We start from the raw sequence: 18,946 nt of genomic DNA on the forward strand, positions 1-18,946 counted from the left end.
TAAGATATAATATTGGATATTACTATTCAAAAAATCTATACTATAAGTTTTACCTATTAAAATATAATTTAAAAAAATATGGTGTGATTTATAAGAGCGGATTATTTCATAATTTTATGCAAGACAAAAAATAAAATAAAAAGACTAAATATGGATAATAAAAACACAGATTCATTTGAAATTAATAACGGTGACGCAAGTCAATGTCCTTTTTTAAGTGGAACACAAAAATCAAGCGCTGGTGGTGGTGTAAAAAATAGAGACTGGTGGCCAAACGAATTAAAATTAAACATCCTTAGACAACATGCATTGAAGAACGACCCAATGGGTAAGGATTTTGATTATGCTGCTGAGTTTAATAGTGTTGATTACGAAGAATTAAAACAAGATGTTTTAAATCTAATGACAGATTCTCAAGATTGGTGGCCTGCAGATTATGGCCATTATGGTGGATTTATGATTCGTATGGCATGGCATAGTGCAGGAACTTACAGAGTCGGTGATGGTCGCGGAGGCGCTGGTACAGGTAATCAACGTTTTGCGCCAATTAATAGCTGGCCAGACAATGGTAATTTAGATAAAGCACGTTTATTACTATGGCCAATTAAAAAGAAATATGGTAGAAAAGTATCTTGGGCAGATTTAATGATCTTAGCTGGTAACGCAGCTTTAGAATCTATGGGCTTTCCAACATTTGGTTTTGCTGGTGGTAGAGAAGATATATGGGAGCCAGAACAAGATGTATATTGGGGAAGTGAAACAGAATGGGGTGCAAATGAAGATAGATATAAAGGTGATGATTATAATACTCGAGACTTAGAGGATCCTCTTGCAGCAGTAATGATGGGTTGGATATATGTAAACCCAGAAGGACCAGACGGAAACCCAGATCCAATGGGCTCTGCAAAAGATGTTAGAGAAACTTTTGGGCGTATGGCTATGAATGATGAAGAAACTGTGGCGTTAGTTGCTGGTGGACATACGTTTGGTAAAGCACATGGTGCAGCCGATCCAAACCAATATGTTGGTGCTGAACCGCATGGTGCGCCAATTGAAGAGATGAGTATGGGGTGGAAAAACTCATATAAGAGTGGTGTATTAGATGATGTAATTACAAGTGGTATCGAAGGTGCATGGACGCCTAACCCAACACAATGGGATGCAGATTATTTCGATGTATTATTAAATTATGATTGGGAGTTAACTAAAAGCCCTGCAGGTGCGCACCAATGGACACCAACTGCTGCTTCTAAAGCTAAAATGGCTCCAACAGCTGGTGGAAATGGACACCAAGCGTTAATGATGACGACAGCTGATATTGCTTTAAAAACAGATCCATCATATTTAGAAATCTCAAAACGTTTTCACGAAGATCATAAAGCGTTTGAAGATGCATTTGCAAGAGCATGGTTTAAATTAACACATAGAGATATGGGACCAATAGATCGTTACTTAGGTCCTGAAGTACCAAGTGAAGAATTAATATGGCAAGATCCAGTTCCAAAGGTGGATTACACATTAAGTGATTCGGATATTGATAGCTTAAAGAAAATGATTTTAGCTTCTGGTTTAACAGTTTCTGAGCTAGTAAGAACTGCTTGGGCATCAGCATCAACATATAGAGGATCTGATAAACGAGGTGGTGCAAATGGTGCTCGTGTGCGATTAGAACCACAGCGCAGTTGGAAAGTAAATAATCCAGAAGAACTTAATAAAGTATTGAATGTACTAGAAGGTATTCAGAATGAATTTAGTGGATCCGTATCTATTGCAGATTTAATTGTTTTGGCTGGTACTGCTGCGATTGAAGAAGCAGCTAGCAACGCTGGTCATTCAGTTTCTGTGCCATTTAGTCAAGGTAGAGGCGATGCATCACAAGAGCAAACAGATATAGAGCAATTTAATTATTTAAAGCCAGTTGGTGACGGATTTAGAAATTACCAAAATGCGAATCTAGATATTGCTGCTGAAGACTTATTAATAGATAAAGCAAACCTAATGGGCTTATCAATCCCTGAAATGACAGCCTTAGTAGGTGGAATGCGTGTATTAGGAGCAAACTATGACGGTTCTCTTCATGGAGTATTTACTGATAATGTTGGTCACTTAACTAATGACTTCTTTAAAAATTTAGTTGACATGACTTATACATGGAGTGCTACGTCTACCGATGATAAATTATTTGAAGGACGCGATCGTAGAACAGGAGCCGTTAAATTTACAGGTACTAGAGCAGATTTAATTTTTGGATCTAATTCAGAATTGAGAGCTGTAGCTGAAGTTTATGGAGCAAATGATGGAGAAGAACGTTTTGTTAATGACTTTGTAGCCGCTTGGACTAAAGTTATGAATGCAGATCGATTCGATTTAAAATAATAACAGTTGGTTAATAGCAAGTCAACCGAAAAAGGAATGCACGGATAATAGTGCATTCCTTTTTTACTTTAATAAGACATTATGAATGCACAGGAATTATTTTTTAAAACCATTCAAATTGGGAATGTAGAAAATCTAAAGTTACAGTTAGAAAACAATCTACATTTGGTAAATAGCGAAGACCATAGAGGTTTTACACCTTTAATATTCGCAACCTATTTTGATAAAGTGGACATCACAAAAGTTTTAATAGACCATAAGGCTGAAATTGATGCAAAAGACGCTTCAGGTAATACAGCTTTAATAGGTGTTAGTTTTAAAGGTAATCTTAAGCTTGTTAAGCTACTGATGGATAATGGCGCAAATGTGAATGCTCAAAATAACAAAGGTACTACAGCATTAATGTTTGCTACGCAGTATAATCAGGACGCAATTGTAGCTCAACTTTTGGCATATAATGCAGATAGAAACATTACAGATATTGAAGGCAAGTCTGCGGAAGATTATGCAAGAGAAAAGGGGTTTGTTTCTATAGCAAAATTATTGACTGACACATGATAATTAAAGCTTTCCTCGTAGCATTTTAATTTTAATCTTAAAGGCTGCGAATAAAAGTGTTGTGAAAGGACTCAGCCAATTGAAAATTGCATAGAAGAAATACTCACCAACTCCAACACCAAGGACACCACTTTGATAAGCACCACAAGTATTCCAAGGAATAAGTACTGAAGTTACAGTACCAGAATCTTCAAGAGTACGGCTTAAATTTTCGGGCGCCAAACCTTTATCTTCATATGCTTTTTTAAACATTTTGCCAGGAATTACTATTGCTAAATATTGATCTGAGGCTATTGCATTTAAACCAAGACAACTTAATACAGTACTCGCAAATAATCCAAATACAGTAGTTGCTACAGAAAGTAAGGCTTTTGTAATTCTTGCTAAAGCACCAATACCATCCATAATACCACCAAAAACCATAGCGCAAAGAATAAGGAATATAGTCCAAAGCATGCCTTGCATACCACCTGAAGAAAATAAATCATTTAGTTTTTCATTATCAGTAGCTACATCAGTATCAGTTAATATTGAATTAAGAATTGCAGAAAAATTTGAATCGGATAATCCTTTCAGCACTTCAGACTGAAAAATTACAGCAAAAATAGCTGCGAGTATTACACCAGATGCTAAAGCAACTAAAGGCTTCGTTTTTAGTAATATTAAAACAATAACACCAACTGGGACTAAAAAGAGCCAAGGAGTAATATTAAATGTATTATCAATTGATGCTAAAATACTACTAATATCTGCGTCACCTGTTGGGTCTATATTAGCACTTATTATTCCAAAAACAATAAGTGTAATTATAATCGTTGGGACAGTAGTGTAGGCCATATATTTTATATGTGTGAATAAATCGGTGCCAGCCATAGCAGGAGCTAAGTTAGTCGTATCGCTCAGAGGTGACATCTTATCACCAAAATATGCACCAGAAATTACGGCACCAGCAATCATTCCAGGATTAATACCTAAAGCTGTCCCAATTCCAACTAAAGCAATACCTACGGTTGCTGAAGTGGTCCAAGAACTTCCTGTTGCAATAGAAATAACAGCAGCAATAATTACTGAAGCAGGTAAAAATATTTCTGGACTAAGAACTTGAAGTCCATAATAAACCATCGCAGGAATTACTCCACTAATGAGCCAAGTACCAGCAAGTGCACCAACTAAAAATAATATCATTATAGGAACAAAAACACTTTTAATATTTTCCCAAACCTCTTGAACCATTACAATAGGTGAAACTTTATTTAACATACCACCTATAAAAGCAACAAAACCACCCATTAATAAAATGTATTGGTTTGAGTACGCTCCCATCATCTCTCCTTCAAAAGCAAAAATATTAACAGCCAATAATATCATTAAAATGACCACAGGAACCAAAGCTTCGAAAATATTCAGTTCTTTGTTGTCTATTATTTTTTGATCTTCAATTTTTATTTCAGATAAATCGTCGTCTTGCATTTTAGTTAGTTTTGATATGTAATGTTACGATTTTGCAGAGCCATTTGCAAATAGATTTATTCCGTAGCTTTGCATTTATATTTATGGATTCATTAACTCAAATCGTTTTAGGTGCTGCTTGTGGCGAAGCCGTATTAGGTAAGAAAATTGGTAATAAGGCGTTGTTATTTGGCGCTATTGGCGGTACAATTCCTGATTTGGATGTTTTTATAGGGCCACTATTATATGCTAATGAGATAGATGCAATGCTCTTTCATCGCGGTTTTATGCATTCTATTTTGTTTTCAATATTAGGTGCTTTATTGTTTGGTTGGTTAGCTCACAAATTATATAATACGGGAAGACGTCTCCATACAACTTCAAAAAATGATTGGACGAAACTATTTTTCTGGTCTTTGTTTACACATCCTTTACTAGATTGTTTTACGCCTTATGGGACGCAGTTGTTTGCACCATTTTCAAATTATCGTGTCGCTTTTAATAATATCGCCGTTGCGGATCCTTTATACACAACACCATTTTTGATTAGTCTTATTATTTTAATGTTTTATAAAAGACAACGTCAAAAAAGGAAATTATGGTTAAAGATTGGTTTTGGTATTAGCGCATTGTACATGCTATTTACCTTTGGCAATAAGATATATATAGATAATGTGTTCGAATCTTCTTTGACAGAGCATAGTATAGAATATTCTAGATTCAGCACTCAACCTGCAATTTTAAACAACATATTGTGGTATGGTATTGCGGAGACAGAAGAGAGTTATCATGTAGGTTTTTATTCATTATTTGATTCTACAAATCATTTTTCGGATTGGCAAACTATCCCCAAAAAAAGAGATTTGATTAAAAGCGATTATAAAGACCTTCAGGATTTAGCATGGTTTAGTAATGATTATTTTAATGTTGAAAAATTAGATAATGATAATTACGTATATAAAGATTTAAGATATCCCTTAGTTGAGACCAAAGACGGATTTAAAGCTATTTTTAATTTAAAACTTTTCAAAACTCATAACCGTTTGGATATGAAACCTTTTAGACCAGAAATGGATGATTTTAGTTTTACCTTGAAAGCCCTTTGGGAGCGGTTGAAAGGAAGGTAAATATAGTTTCTTTGTCAGCTCGAGCATAGTCGAGAATATTACATGTCGATTACGCTCGATGTGATGTTATCATTAATTTAAGCCAATTCCAATTCAATAATACCCAACTCAATCATACAGGTATTCATCATTTCATAGGTGCGTTCAATGTCTGCATCTAAACCTATTGAAAAACGAATTAAGCCATCACTTAAACCCATTGCTTCTTGCTCATCTTCTGGAATCTCTGACGATGTAGAACTTCCAGGAGCACTAAACAGCGTTTTATAGAATCCTAAACTAACAGCGAGATAACCTAAGTTACGTTCTTGCATTAGTTCCATAAGAGCATTGGCTTTGTCTAATGAACCAACATCTATAGTCATCATTCCACCATAGCCATATTTTTCATTCATCATAGATTTAAATAATTGATGTGATGGATGCGAAGCTAATCCTGGATATACTGTTTTTATGCCCTTGCTTTCAAATTTATTAGCTAAATATGTTGCATTATGGCTGTGTTGTTGCATTCTAATATGTAAAGTTCTTAGGTTCTTTAAAACCGAAGCAGATCTTAAACTATCCATAGTTGAGCCTAATAGCATGGCTGCTCCATCATTTACATTTCTTAGTTGGTCAATCAATTCTTGTTTGCCACAAATAACTCCACCGACAGTATCGGAAGAACCATTTATAAACTTGGTTAGACTATGAATAACGACATCTGCACCCAAGTTGATTGGAGAAATTGATAACGGAGAAAACGTATTGTCAACTACTAATGTTAGATTATGTTTTTTAGCAATTTTAGCTAAACCATTAATATCAGCAACTTCCAATAAAGGGTTACTTACAGACTCGCAAAATAATACTTTAGTGTTTGGAGTAATAGCAGCTTCAACAGTGTCTAGTTTTGTAATATCAACAAAGCTAGTTTTAATACCCATTCTTGGAGTAAAGTTTTTTAGAAAGGCATACGTACCACCATAAATAGTTCTACTACTCACAACATGCTCACCTGCACCACATAACTGAAGCAATACAGCAGTAATGGCTCCCATACCAGAAGCTGTAACTGTTGCAGTTTCTGTGCCTTCCATAGCTGCTAGTGCTTCGCCTAGATATAAATTTGAAGGTGACGAATGCCTAGAGTATAGATAACAACCATCAGCATTGCCTTCAAAAGTATCGAACATGGTTTTTGCAGAAAGGAATGTATAGGTTGATGAATCTGAAATTGATGGGTTTACACCACCAAACTCACCAAAATATTGTAAATCTTGAATATTATTTGCAGGTTTAAATTTCATGATAATGAGTTTATAGATGAGATCAAAGCTCTATAATTTTAGACTAATAATCAATATTAATTATTTTATTTAGAATATTTTTCTAATAAAAATGTTATATTTAGTTTTATTTTCTTTAATACGTGTGATTTGATTATTCATTTAGAAAAAAGGTAAATATGATTTTAGATAAAATTGATAGACAATTGTTGCACTTGCTTCAATCGGATAGTAAACAAACCACTAAAGCATTATCAAACAAATTAAATTTGTCCGTAACTGCTGTTTATGAACGTATAAAAGTTAGAGCATAACGGTATTTTAAAGAAATATGTAGCGCTCATAGAAAAGAAAAAAGTTGATAAGGCCTTTGTAGCATTTTGTCACATAAAATTAATTCAACATTCTCAAGATTATGTGGTTAAGTTTGAGCGCGAAGTGCGTAAATTAGACGAAGTATTAGAATGTTACCATATAAGTGGTGACTATGATTATTTGTTAAAAGTACTAGTTAAGGATATGGAAGCTTTTAGAGAATTTATGGTTAAAAAATTAACGACTATTGACCATATAGGTAGTACACATAGCATGTTTATGATAAATGAAGTAAAGCATACAACAGCAATTACAATATAGAATTATGCAATCATTACAATATAGGCTCACGGAGTTCTTCTTAATTTTTATAATTGTACCAATAAGTTTTGCATTCGATTTTCCTATTTGGATAAAAATGATAATAGGAGTTTTAGGATTTACTTATATCTTATTTATACTCTTAAAAGTTGAAAAGAATAAATTTAAGGTTAATAAAAGCCTCAATTGGAAAACATTTTGGAAGCGAACTATTTTGAAACTAATAGGAATCATAATAATAACTATAATCTACATGTTTATAGTTGATAAAGAGAATCTCTTTATTGTTATTAAAACTAAACCTGCATTATGGGTTATGATTTTATTTATATATTCATTTTTTTCGGTTTATCCACAAGAATTAATTTATAGAACATTCTTTTTTCAGCGCTATAAATCGCTATTTAATAATGAGTCAGTTTTTATTTTAATTAATGCAGCACTATTCTCATTAGCACATATTTTCTTTAAGAATACTCTGGTTATGTTCCTTACATTTATTGGTGGAATTCTGTTTGCCCTCACTTATAAAAAAACAAAATCTACGCTTTTGGTTTCTGTTGAGCATGCTATTTTTGGGTGTTGGTTATTTACAGTAGGTATGGGAGAGATGCTTGGCTTTCCTTCATAACACTTTATGTTAAATTTAGTAGTTTGTCATTCGTAAATCATTAATCAAAATCGTACTTTTGTGGCTCACTTAGAGTTGGCATGAGAAGCATTATTATTCTTTTCTTTTTATTAAGTATTAGCCTTTATGCGCAAAGAAACCCTGTTGGTATTAAAGTGGGTAGTAATCTTTCTAAATTAGTTGGAAATAATACCGATAATTTGACGTTTTCAGTAAGACCTCAATTTGGTTTATTTATGCAAATTCCAATTGACGATTTTGGAGCTTTTCAGCCCGAACTTTTATATACAGGTCATGGTTACAAGCAAGAAGACTTTGGAGGTGAACCTAATGTAGGTTTAAATTACCTAGCCTTAGCTGTATTAACTAAAATATTAATTATTAAAAAGTTTAGTTTAGACGTTGGACCTCAGTTTGGGTTATTACTATCAGCTAATGATAAAGAAGATATTTTGCCCAATATTAAATCAGATTTTTATAACAGAGATTTTGGAGTTAATTTAGGCTTTAGTTACGATCTTCTTAAAAAGATAACAGCATCTTTTAGGTATTATATAGGTCTTACAGATATAACACGACTAAACTCGAAAAATTTTAATAGATCATTTCAAATAGCATTTCAATACAAAATAAATTAATAATATGAATTCATACGACGTAGCAGTAATAGGATCAGGTCCTGGAGGATATGTAGCAGCAATTCGTTGCGCACAATTAGGCATGAAAACTGCAATTATCGAAAAATACTCGACACTTGGTGGCACATGCTTAAACGTAGGTTGTATTCCAAGTAAAGCATTGTTAAGTTCTTCTCATCATTATGAAGAAGCGACAAAACACTTTGAGGAACATGGGATTGAAATTCCAGGTGATATAAAAGTGAATCTAGAAAAAATGATAGCGCGTAAGCAGTCGGTTGTAGATCAAACTACAGGTGGAATCGACTTCTTAATGAAGAAAAATAAGATCGATGTTTATGAAGGTTTAGGATCTTTTAAAGACGCGACACATATAAAAATTGAAGGTAAAGATGCTGGTGAAATTGAAGCAAAAAACACTATTATAGCAACAGGTAGTAAGCCAAGTAACTTACCGTTTATAGAATTAGATAAAGAACGTATTATAACTTCTACAGAAGCTTTAAAGCTAAAAGAGATTCCAAAGCATATGATTGTTATTGGAGGCGGAGTTATTGGTTTAGAACTAGGTCAGGTGTACTACAGATTAGGAGCGCAAGTTACTGTTGTAGAGTATATGGACAGAATCTTGCCTACAATGGATGCAGGTTTATCTAAAGAACTAAATAAAGTTTTTAAGAAAGCAAAGTGCAAAATGATGATGTCTCACAAAGTACAATCTGTTGAGCGCAAAGGAGATGAAGTTATAGTAAAAGCTGAAAACAAAAAAGGCGAAATTGTAGAATTTAAAGGTGATTACTGTTTAGTTTCTGTTGGACGTAAGCCTTATACTGACGGTTTAAATGCTGAAGCTGCCGGAGTAAAGGTTAACGATAGAGGACAAATTGAAGTAAATGATCATTTACAAACATCTACTTCTAATATTTATGCAATAGGTGATGTTATTAAAGGTGCAATGTTAGCGCACAAGGCGGAAGAAGAAGGTGTTTTTGTTGCTGAAACTTTAGCAGGACAAAAGCCACATATCGATTATAATTTAATACCAGGTGTCGTATATACATGGCCAGAAGTTGCTGCTGTGGGTAAAACTGAAGAAGAGTTAAAAGAAACTGGTACAGCATATAAAGTTGGTCAGTTTCCATTTAGAGCATTAGGAAGAGCTAGGGCGAGCGGAGATATTGATGGTTTTGTGAAAATCCTAGCAGATAAAACTACGGATGAGGTTTTAGGGGTACATATGATTGGTGCACGTTGTGCCGATTTAATAGCAGAAGCCGTTACAGCGATGGAGTTTAGGGCGTCTGCGGAAGATATCTCGCGATATTCTCATGCGCATCCAACATTTGCAGAAGCTATTAAGGAGGCGGCTTTAGCTGCTACAGATGATAGAGCTTTGCATGTTTAATTAATAAGATTTAATACTGAACTGGTTTCAGAATAAAAAAAGCGAACTACTAGTTCGCTTTTTTTATTCTATATTGTTTTATTGAAGGAACTAAAGCTCTCTAGTTAAATCAATAATTCTCATCCGCTTAGAGTAATTGTCCTCATTAATATCTCTAACAAAGCAATACGCGCTTATTTCTTCATTATTTACTTTTTTGGACAATTCTTCAACCGTAGATGGGCCAAATTCTTCTGATTCTGAGATATAATAAAACTTATGTTCGTAGATTATATTGCTAACTTTCTTTTTATATTTTTCTTTTAAAAAGGACTGAATATCTTCAACAGAGTTTAAGTCATCTTCATAATTCGTAGTATTAATATAAAGTGCAAATTCTTGTTTGTTTTGGTGGTTAAGTACTAGTATATCGTCATCTTTAAAATAAGCTTTTACTGTAATTAACCCATCTTCGGTTTCTATAGAAAAAACATTTTGAACACTAATACTCCATGTGGTATTTATTACTGTGTTTTTTCTTTCAATTTCTAAAACATTATCATCTCTAAAGGTATAAATCGACTTCTTTTGAGAAATACCATTAACTAATACCCATTGCTGATTTATCAGATGAGTATCGTGATGCTTATCAAAATCAAAGGGTTTTAAGTTAGGTATTGTATTGCGCAGATAATCTGTCATTAAGCGATTTTAGGTAATAGAAAGGACTATTATAACGTTAGATTTGGACTTTTATTTACATAAAGTTAAAATTTTTCTAGACGTTTCAAAACTTCTTTCTTATAACTTCGACTAATTGGTAGCGCTATTCGATTAACTGTAATGTCTTCATTAGTAAATGATTGAATATTCGATAAACGGATGATATAAGACCTATGAATTCTTATAAAGTTTTTTTGCGGCAATTTCGCTTCTATTGCACTTATAGTTTCCCTGGTTACTATGGTCTTATCTTTGAGATGAATTTTAATATAGTCGCTATAACTTTCTACATAAATAATAGAATCAAAATCTACTTTTACCATTCTGCGCTCAGAACGCACAAAAATAAAATCATTAACTAATGATGTTTCTGTGGTTTTCTCATTAGAAGACAATTTAACTTCAAAATATCGATTTACAGCTTGTGCCAAGCGCTCAAAAGAAATGGGTTTCATAACATAATCAACAGCTTGTAAATCAAAACCTTCAACAGCATAATCTCTATAAGCTGTTGTGAAAATAATTTTGACGTCTTTGTTTATGGATTTCGCAAAGGCAATACCAGAGATTTCAGGCATGTTTATATCCAAGAATACCAAATCTATTTTGTTTTGACTTATAGCATTGAAGGCTTCCGCTGCATTTTTGCAAAAGGCAATCACATTTATACGTTCAATTTTTGATAAGTGCAAAGCAATAATGTCTCTTGCCATATTTTCATCATCAACAATAATACAAGAAACAGTTTTAGACATGCTGTAAATTAAGTTTTAGTTGTACACTATAGTTGCTTTCTGATTCTGAAATTATTAAATCATATTGTCCTTTATACAGTAATTTTAAGCGTTTCTCTATATTTTTTAATCCAATACCATGTGGTTTTGAAAGTTGTTTTTCATGAGAATTACTAATTGAAAATTTGATTTTTTCCGAATTGTAAACAAAAGCAATTCTAATAGATAATTTTCCGTTTATAATTTTACCATGCTTAAAACTATTTTCTACAAACGGTAAAAATAACATTGGTGCTACCGAAGGTGTTTCTGTAGAATTTTTAATCTCAAAATTAATATCTAAAGTTTCATTAAATCTTGTTTTTTCTAGACTTATGTAGTCTTTAATATGATTGATTTCATCAGATATTGGAACTAAAGGTTTATCGACTTGATAAAGTAAATAATCTAATAAATTTGATAATTTAAGAATCATATCTGGTGTTTGATCAGATTTCTTTAATGAAAAACCATAAATAGTGTTTAAGGTGTTGAACAAAAAATGTGGATGAATTTGCATCTTCAAATACTTTAACTCTTGCTCCTTTAATTTGAGTTGCGCTTCAAAGATTTTGCCTTCTAGTTCTGCATTTTGTTTAGATTGATTTAAATTCAAAGTTAATAGTTTAAAGGCACTCACAACAATGACCACTAGATAAATACAAGCAATTATAAATAAGGTGTTACGAGTTAAGGATTCAACCTTTGTGAACATAAAGTTGGTTAAAAATGCGATGCCGAAAAACAGCGAAAACATAATACTAAAAACAGACATTATTACAGTGTATAGACTATAAAGACCAAATAAGAAATAGCGCTTTGTAATTAGATAATTAGGAATGAGTTTGTAAATGGATATGTAAGTTGTACCAATTGTAATTGGCATTAAAAACAAGGAGAAATAGAAACTATTGCTATCAATAGTATTGTCTGCACTAAAAATAAGGGTGAAAAAGAACAGAACGGCACACCAAAATAGAAGATGTAATAAAGTTTGTGTTATATATTGTTTTTTTGAATTCAAAATTATTAAATAATTGAACAATAATAGTTTATTTTAAGGTGGTGTTGTCATTTTGTAGACGAATGACCAATTTAGTAATTGTTTTAACAGTGTTGTTAAATCGCTATAGAAATTTGTCATTGGTCGCATTTTAAATTTATTGAGCAAATCTTGTCCTATGTTTGCTCTAAGTTTAACTAAAAAAATATAAATTATGAAAACATTAACCTTATCAATGAATCCTTTTGCACAAAGACTTAACGAAGGTGGAGTAGGAATGTATTTTATTCTAATAGCTTTTTTATTGTCCTTAGTATTTATAGTCTTGGCATTTGTAAAAAAGAAAACAAATCAAACAGCATCTAATAAAATGATTGGCCTGGCTGCCGAGTCTAGTTTAGTAGCTTTGGTCATAGGATGTTTATCTTCAGTTATGGGCATTATTTCATTATTTGATATGCTAGAAGCTATTGGAGAAACTAGACCAGATTTGTTTGCTGCAGGTATTAAAGTGTCTTTATTAACTATAACTTTTGGCTTATTTGCATTTGTAGTGGCTAGAATAGGTATCTTAGCTTACAAATGGTCATTAAAGCCTAATATTGAGGCCTAATCACTTTAAAATTAGAGAAGAGTAAGCCCTAGACAATGCTTATTGCGTAAAAATTCTTGCAATAGATGGTAATTAAAAGGCGATAGAATAATTTAAAGAACTTAAAAATTAGAACATAAAATTATGAAAACTTCGGTGCGTTTAATTTTAATACTACATCTATTATTTGTTTTTTCTTGTGATACAAACGAGTCATCAAACGAATCAGAGAGCGAGCTTATAAACAGAGTCAATGATGTTATGGAGCAAATCGCCGTACAAGGCAATATCAGTGAAGAAGAAAAACAAGCTATAATTAGCTTAGCAAACCTAATCCAAGACGAAAACGATGCCTCAAGCTATGTAAATGTAAAAGAAGCTATTTCCTATGCTGATGTAGAGGTTAAGCCAGTTTACGTAGGCTGTGAAAATGAAATTTCCAAAGATTGTTTTAAGAATAGATTGGCTAGTTTAATTGAAGCAGAATTTGATAAAACTCTTTTTAATAAAACGAAAATAGAAAAAGAAACTACTGTTGAATATTTTTTGCTAATTGATAAAACAGGTAAGGTTACAAATCGAAAAATACGAGAGTCTAATGTTGTTGTTTTAGCAGAACTTGCTCGTGTATTAAAATTAATTCCTATTATGAAGCCAGCTTACCAAAACGGTAAAGCTGTAGAAGTAATGTATAATGGTACATTTACTTATGGTGGTTAACTAAGATATAAAAACCAATAATTAAAAGCGAACCAATTTGGTTCGCTTTTTTTATCTTTAGTCCTAAAATAAATCAATTGGAAGAACTTACACTGACCACACCAGCGCTTTTATTTTCGGCAATATCCTTAATTATGCTAGCGTATACAAATCGGTTTTTGGCTTACGCAGCTATAATAAGAAGTTTAAGAGATCAATATGTTAAAGAAAAAAATGCTTCAATAATTAGGCAAATAAACAATTTAAAACTTCGTGTGAGATTAACACGTTATATGCAAATATCTGGTATTACAAGTTTGTTATTTTGCGTTCTTACTATGTTTTTAATTTATATTGGTTATCAAATCATTGCAGCTTGGGCATTTGGTTTAGGTCTAGTCTTACTTATAATTTCGTTGTTGTTTTTAATTTGGGAAATCCAAATTTCGGCAAAAGCATTGCAACATCATTTAAGTGAAATGGAATAAAAGGTTGAATTTTTTATAAATGTTGAAATCGAATTTATTTTTTAAGTATGTGTTTTTAAGGCAGATTAAAATTTATGTCATTAAGTTTACACTATAAGTAAAATGATATTTATTTCACGCTTAGAAATATAAATTATTAGGATTCTCATTCATTTATTAGAAAGCTAAAAATTTTTCTGATAATTTTATTTTTTATTTGTGACTTAACTATTTTTTTAGTGTCTTAAACAATAACTAACCGTACTAAAACGAACTAAGACTAAAATTGACAACAAAAGCTGTTCATACCCTTTCCGATGAAATGCTTGTAGAAGCTATCGTTAAAACCAACGACACAATGATGTTTGAGGTTTTATATGATAGATATGCATCTATGGTTTACAATAAATGTTATGGTTTTGCAAACGGTGTGGATGAGGCTAAGGATTTAACTCAAGATGTCTTTTTAAGAGTCTTTGTTAAATTAGGTAGCTTTAAAGGAAAGTCTAAATTTTCTACATGGTTATATTCATTTACGTATAATCATTGTGTAAATTATGTGACTCGAAACACAGCTAAGAAGATTGAAAAAAAGTCTGTAAGTTCAGAACATGTTGATATTCAGAACATAGGTGAAGACGTGGATTCTACTCGCGAGTTTCAGAATATGAGAGTAGAGCAGTTAAAGAAGGTAATGGAGTTGATTTCGCCAGAAGAAAAAATGATATTATTATTAAAGTATCAAGATAACTTGTCCATAAAAGAGTTGTCAGAGGCTTTAGATATTGGAGAAAGCGCAGTAAAAATGCGTTTAAAAAGAGCAAAAGAAAAACTTGTACTTAAGTACAATAATTATACGAAAGATGGAGAATCCATTTAAGCACATAAATCAACCTTTAAAAGAAGTTCCAAAAGAGCTTAAAGGTAAAGTCATGCATGATATTGCTATGGCTAAATTATTGATGGATTTGGCTGAGTTATTTTCGTATAACTTAAGTCACATTATTGATAGTGTGAGTAGTAAAAGAAAAAAATAATACTTAATATCCCTAACATTAAAAAAAATAAGTATGGAAAAAGTGAGTGAATTCTCAGATGTGGCAATGAAATCTTTAACTAATATTTGGTTAGAAATCACTAATATATTCCCAAATATAATTGGTGCACTTATAGTGTTAATTATAGGATGGATAATTACAAAGATAATTGTAAAACTTATCAAGAAAGTATTAAAATTAGCTAAAGCGAATAAGCTAGATGAGAAGATTAACGAAATTGAAATTATAGAAGGTAAAAAGCTAAACTTCGATACGATAAAAGTTGTTTCTAAAGTTGTAAAGTATTTAATGTACATTATACTATTAGTTACAGCATCTGATATCATGGGATTAGATATCATCACCAAGCAAATAAGTGACTTAATTTCTTACTTACCAAAATTATTTGCTGCACTAGTTGTTTTTATAGTTGGTCTGTTATTCGCAAATTTTGTAAAGAATGGATTAAAATCACTTTTTGAATCAATGGATTTGTCTGGTGGTAAAATGATTAGCCAAGTTGTCTTTTTCTTAATGCTAACATTTATTTCAATAACATCATTAAACCAAGCTGGTATTGATACGGAGATAATTACCAATAATATAAATATGATAATTGCGGCTTTTTTATTGGCATTCGCAATTGCATTTGGGTTTGGAGCTAAAGAGGTTGTAGGTAAATTACTAAAGACATTTTATGCAAGAAAAACTTATGAGATTGGTCAAAGTATTGTGTTTCAAGGTGAAACTTATTCGGTAGAAGCTGTTGAGAATATTTCAATAGTATTAAAAAATTCAAAAGGTAAATTAATCGTTCCAATAAACGATTTAGTAGAAAATCAAGTACAAATGCAGGATTAACTATAAGGTTAGGGTTATAGATTTTATCTTGTTATAAAATGCGATCCTGCTGTACTTGACCTATAAAGAAAGCCTCTTCTATTGAAGAGGTTTTTTTATTTAAAAACTTTTATTTTTATAGCTTAAATGATAATGATGAAATTCCTAACACTAGCTCTTTTAGTTGGCCTTCTTAATATAAATTCACTCGCGTCTCAAGAGAAATTGGTTCCTATTAGACAGAATGAAAGATTCGGCTTATCGACTCTAAATAAAGAGGTTAAGGTGAAACCGGTTTATGATAAAATAAATTTTGGAAATAGTCCAAATTACTTTGTAGCATTTAAAAAAGATGACGGTAATACATTTAAATCTTCCTTATTCCATCTCGATAAAGTTATACTAAAAGATAAACCTTATTTTGATTATGGAATTTACGATGATGTAATCATAGCCGCAGATACAACGACAAAAAAGACCGTAAAGTATCATAATTCATTTTATAACGAAAAAATGCATCTCTACACAAAAGATGGAGTTTTGCTAACTGAAGAATATTATGCATTTATATCTGTATTTGAAGAAGCCAGTAAGATAAAGCCAACTTCTGAACTTATTTTATTTTTTAGAGATTTAGATGATAAGTATAGTATTAAAATCTATGATACTAAAAAGAAAAAATTAGTGAGAACCCTTTTAGATAAAACTGATGAGATTGATTTTGTAAGCGATGACCAATTGTCTTGGGCTCTTGAGTCTATGAGGCTTACTTATACTAAAGAAGATGTCTTTGGCAGTATGGAAGTAAAACTTCTAGATCGTCAATTTAAAATTATATCAGATCAGAAAAGCACAATAGACAAAAAGCCTAAAAAAAGAAACTATTATTTAGATGACGAAAATATTGAAGTACCCAATGAATTAGAAAAACCTATTAAATCAAGGTCCATACCAAAATATGACTCAATTTCAAAAAGTCTTAAGGAAGCCGGTATTGTTAAGAATCATAAAAATTTTATAGAAACAGATTACTTATATTTTGAAGCAAATTGGTATAATAAAAACAACTATGACCTTGGTTATAAAAATGGTAAAGTAGGGTTAATAGACACTAAAAAAGGTGAATATATTTTGCCAACCATTTATGATAATATTTATAAAGTAAATTATTTTTTGGCGTTTGTTATAGAAAAAGATAATAAATACGGCTTATTTTTTCCGTATACAAACGAAATTATTAAGCCAATTTTTGATGATTTTCCTGTTGTGGTTAGAAAAACTTCCAGAAACTTAGGATATGATTTAATTGCACTTTTTGATGTGAAAACTCAAAAACTAAAATATTATGCCACTTTCGATGGTATTAAGTTTTTAGTAGAATAGCGCTATTTCTTTTTATTTCTTCGGTTATAGTTTTTATCGCCTCTAGTCTTTGGCTTTTTATATTTTTTAGCGATTTCTCGTCTGTAAGATCCACCTAAGTTTTCTTTTTGGTTCTTTTCTTTCTTTTCATGAAAAGCAGGGCCTGGAGCATCTTCGTCTCTCCTCTTTATAGGATTATAACGTTCTTTAATAACATTACGTTCTTCTTCTATAAGTTCTTTAGAGATTTCTACAAATTCTGGGATATCTAGAGTTTTAATAGACATATCCATTAATTCTTCAATTCGTCGTCTAGCACCTTGTTCCTTTTCGGTGGAAAATAAAAGTGACTGTCCTTCCTTTTCAGCACGACCTGTTCTACCAATTCTGTGCATATAATTTTCGGGATAATCTGGTGTGTCAAAATTGATTACGTGCGTTATACCTTCAATATCTAAACCTCTAGCCATAACGTCCGTAGCTACTAATAAACGATGTTCGCCAGCTCTAAATTGTTCTATACTTCGTAACCTGTAATTTTGTGTTTTATTAGAATGGATAACACAACTTTGGCTTGGAAATAAATCTTCGAGCTTATCAAAAAGACGGTCTGCCATACGTTTATAAGCAACAAAAATTAAAACTTTAGAAAAGTCCTCTTTATTTTTAAGTATACTTTCTAGTAGATTTACCTTGGTATAAAAATTAGGCACATTATATCGCGTTTGTTCGATATTATCTAATGGCGTACCAGAAATTGCAATTTGTACCTTTTTAGGATTAATAAAGAAATCTGTAATTAAATCATCAACATCTTTAGTCATCGTAGCCGAAAACATAATGTTTTGTCTACGTTCAGGTAAAATGTCAAAAATATTAAGAAGTTGATGTCTAAAACCGAGATCTAGCATTACATCGACTTCATCTATAACAAGTTTTTGAATGGATTTTAATTGTAAAACCCGACTAACTGCTAAATCATATAATCTACCTGGAGTTGCTACAATGATATCTTGTCCTTGAGCAACTGCTTGTTTTTGGGTATTTATGTTAGTGCCTCCATAGACACCTAATACACGATTATTAATATATTTTGAGAGCTTTTCTATTTCATCTACAACTTGCACAACCAGCTCGCGCGTAGGAACTAACACTAAAACTCTAGGGTTATCTTGTTTAGAATAACTTAAGTTGCGCAGAATAGGCAACATATAGGCAAATGTTTTACCCGTTCCTGTCTGTGCTATACCAACAACATCTTTACCCGAAGCAACAATACTAAATGATTCAGATTGAATTGGAGTAGGATTTTCAAAACCTAAATCTTCAATTGCATTATATAATGGCGTGTTTAATTTTAAATCTTGAAAAGTCAAAGCA

Annotated in this window: 19 protein-coding genes and 1 pseudogene; 14 read left to right on the top strand and 6 right to left on the bottom strand. The window is 31.9% G+C overall.

The genetic code is table 11. The features are described 5' to 3' along the window. Window positions 1-150 precede the first annotated feature (150 nt). Entirely contained in the window at window positions 151-2,376 is a 2,226-nt protein-coding gene (gene katG, locus ACFWU4_RS08610) for a catalase/peroxidase HPI (protein ID WP_411126828.1), read from the top strand. Between the two features lie 81 nt (window positions 2,377-2,457). Beyond that, window positions 2,458-2,934, top strand: a complete 477-nt coding sequence (locus ACFWU4_RS08615; protein WP_411126830.1) for an ankyrin repeat domain-containing protein — start codon at window positions 2,458-2,460, stop codon at window positions 2,932-2,934. Between the two features lie 3 nt (window positions 2,935-2,937). On the opposite strand, the gene nhaC is transcribed toward ACFWU4_RS08615, so the two are convergent. Beyond that, window positions 2,938-4,404: a Na+/H+ antiporter NhaC gene (gene nhaC / locus ACFWU4_RS08620; protein WP_411126832.1), complete on the bottom strand. Its 1,467-nt coding sequence runs from the start codon at window positions 4,402-4,404 to the stop codon at window positions 2,938-2,940. 83 nt (window positions 4,405-4,487) lie between these two features. On the opposite strand from nhaC, the gene ACFWU4_RS08625 reads away from it, so the two are divergent. Further along, window positions 4,488-5,510, top strand: a complete 1,023-nt coding sequence (locus ACFWU4_RS08625) for a metal-dependent hydrolase (RefSeq protein ID WP_411126834.1) — start codon at window positions 4,488-4,490, stop codon at window positions 5,508-5,510. A gap of 77 nt (window positions 5,511-5,587) precedes the next feature. Here ACFWU4_RS08625 and ACFWU4_RS08630 read toward each other — a convergent pair whose 3' ends face one another. Continuing rightward, the gene (locus tag ACFWU4_RS08630; protein WP_411126836.1) at window positions 5,588-6,802 is read right to left on the bottom strand and encodes an aminotransferase class I/II-fold pyridoxal phosphate-dependent enzyme; all 1,215 of its coding nucleotides are present in this window, start codon (window positions 6,800-6,802) and stop codon (window positions 5,588-5,590) included. A 158-nt stretch (window positions 6,803-6,960) separates the two neighbouring features. Between ACFWU4_RS08630 and ACFWU4_RS08635 the strand changes: the two are divergent. The 4 genes and pseudogenes from ACFWU4_RS08635 (at window position 6,961) to lpdA (ending at window position 10,091) form a co-directional block, all read left to right on the top strand. Continuing rightward, window positions 6,961-7,417 (top strand): annotated as a pseudogene (locus ACFWU4_RS08635) (Lrp/AsnC family transcriptional regulator). Between the two features lie 4 nt (window positions 7,418-7,421). After that, window positions 7,422-8,048 carry a CPBP family intramembrane glutamic endopeptidase gene (locus ACFWU4_RS08640; protein ID WP_411126838.1) on the top strand — a complete coding sequence of 209 codons (627 nt, stop codon included), beginning with the start codon at window positions 7,422-7,424 and terminating at the stop codon, window positions 8,046-8,048. An 80-nt stretch (window positions 8,049-8,128) separates the two neighbouring features. Continuing rightward, a complete protein-coding gene (locus ACFWU4_RS08645; protein ID WP_411126840.1) occupies window positions 8,129-8,686 on the top strand; it encodes a porin family protein in 558 nt (185 codons plus the stop codon). Between the two features lie 4 nt (window positions 8,687-8,690). After that, entirely contained in the window at window positions 8,691-10,091 is a 1,401-nt protein-coding gene (gene lpdA / locus ACFWU4_RS08650) for a dihydrolipoyl dehydrogenase (RefSeq protein WP_411126842.1), read from the top strand. Between the two features lie 90 nt (window positions 10,092-10,181). Here the strand turns inward: lpdA and ACFWU4_RS08655 are convergent, their stop codons facing one another. The 3 genes from ACFWU4_RS08655 to ACFWU4_RS08665 form a co-directional block, all read right to left on the bottom strand. Continuing rightward, entirely contained in the window at window positions 10,182-10,772 is a 591-nt protein-coding gene (locus ACFWU4_RS08655) for a hypothetical protein (RefSeq protein ID WP_411126844.1), read from the bottom strand. Between the two features lie 65 nt (window positions 10,773-10,837). Then, window positions 10,838-11,548 (bottom strand): LytR/AlgR family response regulator transcription factor, encoded by a 711-nt coding sequence (locus ACFWU4_RS08660; protein ID WP_411126846.1) that lies wholly within the window; start codon window positions 11,546-11,548, stop codon window positions 10,838-10,840. Continuing rightward, window positions 11,541-12,590, bottom strand: a complete 1,050-nt coding sequence (locus tag ACFWU4_RS08665) for a sensor histidine kinase (RefSeq protein ID WP_411126848.1) — start codon at window positions 12,588-12,590, stop codon at window positions 11,541-11,543. The genes ACFWU4_RS08660 and ACFWU4_RS08665 overlap by 8 nt, the downstream gene beginning before the upstream one ends. 193 nt (window positions 12,591-12,783) lie before the next feature. Here ACFWU4_RS08665 and ACFWU4_RS08670 point away from each other — a divergent pair, with 193 nt between their 5' ends. The 7 genes from ACFWU4_RS08670 to ACFWU4_RS08700 all read left to right on the top strand — a co-directional run bounded on the left by ACFWU4_RS08670 (window position 12,784) and on the right by ACFWU4_RS08700 (window position 17,587). After that, window positions 12,784-13,182, top strand: a complete 399-nt coding sequence (locus tag ACFWU4_RS08670) for a MotA/TolQ/ExbB proton channel family protein (RefSeq protein WP_411126850.1) — start codon at window positions 12,784-12,786, stop codon at window positions 13,180-13,182. Window positions 13,183-13,305: 123 nt separating this feature from the next. After that, window positions 13,306-13,881 (top strand): hypothetical protein, encoded by a 576-nt coding sequence (locus tag ACFWU4_RS08675; protein WP_411126852.1) that lies wholly within the window; start codon window positions 13,306-13,308, stop codon window positions 13,879-13,881. 77 nt (window positions 13,882-13,958) lie between these two features. Further along, the gene (locus tag ACFWU4_RS08680; protein WP_411126854.1) at window positions 13,959-14,348 is read left to right on the top strand and encodes a DUF2721 domain-containing protein; all 390 of its coding nucleotides are present in this window, start codon (window positions 13,959-13,961) and stop codon (window positions 14,346-14,348) included. A gap of 265 nt (window positions 14,349-14,613) precedes the next feature. Continuing rightward, window positions 14,614-15,207 carry an RNA polymerase sigma factor gene (locus ACFWU4_RS08685; protein WP_411126856.1) on the top strand — a complete coding sequence of 198 codons (594 nt, stop codon included), beginning with the start codon at window positions 14,614-14,616 and terminating at the stop codon, window positions 15,205-15,207. Then, window positions 15,191-15,364: a hypothetical protein gene (locus tag ACFWU4_RS08690; RefSeq protein ID WP_411126858.1), complete on the top strand. Its 174-nt coding sequence runs from the start codon at window positions 15,191-15,193 to the stop codon at window positions 15,362-15,364. Before ACFWU4_RS08685 ends, ACFWU4_RS08690 begins: the two co-directional genes overlap by 17 nt. 33 nt (window positions 15,365-15,397) lie before the next feature. Next, on the top strand, window positions 15,398-16,225 hold the full coding sequence (locus tag ACFWU4_RS08695) for a mechanosensitive ion channel family protein (RefSeq protein WP_411126860.1): 828 nt from the start codon (window positions 15,398-15,400) through the stop codon (window positions 16,223-16,225). A 135-nt stretch (window positions 16,226-16,360) separates the two neighbouring features. Continuing rightward, the gene (locus ACFWU4_RS08700) at window positions 16,361-17,587 is read left to right on the top strand and encodes a hypothetical protein (protein WP_411126862.1); all 1,227 of its coding nucleotides are present in this window, start codon (window positions 16,361-16,363) and stop codon (window positions 17,585-17,587) included. A 2-nt stretch (window positions 17,588-17,589) separates the two neighbouring features. On the opposite strand, the gene ACFWU4_RS08705 is transcribed toward ACFWU4_RS08700, so the two are convergent. After that, window positions 17,590-18,942: a DEAD/DEAH box helicase gene (locus ACFWU4_RS08705; RefSeq protein WP_411126864.1), complete on the bottom strand. Its 1,353-nt coding sequence runs from the start codon at window positions 18,940-18,942 to the stop codon at window positions 17,590-17,592. Window positions 18,943-18,946 lie beyond the last annotated feature (4 nt).

Source organism: Winogradskyella sp. PE311 (genome assembly GCF_046545555.1).
Taxonomy (GTDB): domain Bacteria; phylum Bacteroidota; class Bacteroidia; order Flavobacteriales; family Flavobacteriaceae; genus Winogradskyella.

Excerpts from the sequence above, each read along its gene's own strand:
- lpdA (WP_411126842.1), top strand. The coding sequence starts at position 8,691 with ATGAATTCATACGACGTAGCAGTAATAGGATCAGGTCCTGGAGGATAT.
- nhaC (WP_411126832.1), bottom strand. The coding sequence starts at position 4,404 with ATGCAAGACGACGATTTATCTGAAATAAAAATTGAAGATCAAAAAATA.
- ACFWU4_RS08690 (WP_411126858.1), top strand. The coding sequence starts at position 15,191 with ATGGAGAATCCATTTAAGCACATAAATCAACCTTTAAAAGAAGTTCCA.
- ACFWU4_RS08695 (WP_411126860.1), top strand. The coding sequence starts at position 15,398 with ATGGAAAAAGTGAGTGAATTCTCAGATGTGGCAATGAAATCTTTAACT.
- ACFWU4_RS08655 (WP_411126844.1), bottom strand. The coding sequence starts at position 10,772 with ATGACAGATTATCTGCGCAATACAATACCTAACTTAAAACCCTTTGAT.
- ACFWU4_RS08630 (WP_411126836.1), bottom strand. The coding sequence starts at position 6,802 with ATGAAATTTAAACCTGCAAATAATATTCAAGATTTACAATATTTTGGT.
- ACFWU4_RS08675 (WP_411126852.1), top strand. The coding sequence starts at position 13,306 with ATGAAAACTTCGGTGCGTTTAATTTTAATACTACATCTATTATTTGTT.
- ACFWU4_RS08640 (WP_411126838.1), top strand. The coding sequence starts at position 7,422 with ATGCAATCATTACAATATAGGCTCACGGAGTTCTTCTTAATTTTTATA.
- ACFWU4_RS08660 (WP_411126846.1), bottom strand. The coding sequence starts at position 11,548 with ATGTCTAAAACTGTTTCTTGTATTATTGTTGATGATGAAAATATGGCA.
- ACFWU4_RS08645 (WP_411126840.1), top strand. The coding sequence starts at position 8,129 with ATGAGAAGCATTATTATTCTTTTCTTTTTATTAAGTATTAGCCTTTAT.
- ACFWU4_RS08700 (WP_411126862.1), top strand. The coding sequence starts at position 16,361 with ATGAAATTCCTAACACTAGCTCTTTTAGTTGGCCTTCTTAATATAAAT.
- ACFWU4_RS08670 (WP_411126850.1), top strand. The coding sequence starts at position 12,784 with ATGAAAACATTAACCTTATCAATGAATCCTTTTGCACAAAGACTTAAC.
- katG (WP_411126828.1), top strand. The coding sequence starts at position 151 with ATGGATAATAAAAACACAGATTCATTTGAAATTAATAACGGTGACGCA.
- ACFWU4_RS08625 (WP_411126834.1), top strand. The coding sequence starts at position 4,488 with ATGGATTCATTAACTCAAATCGTTTTAGGTGCTGCTTGTGGCGAAGCC.
- ACFWU4_RS08615 (WP_411126830.1), top strand. The coding sequence starts at position 2,458 with ATGAATGCACAGGAATTATTTTTTAAAACCATTCAAATTGGGAATGTA.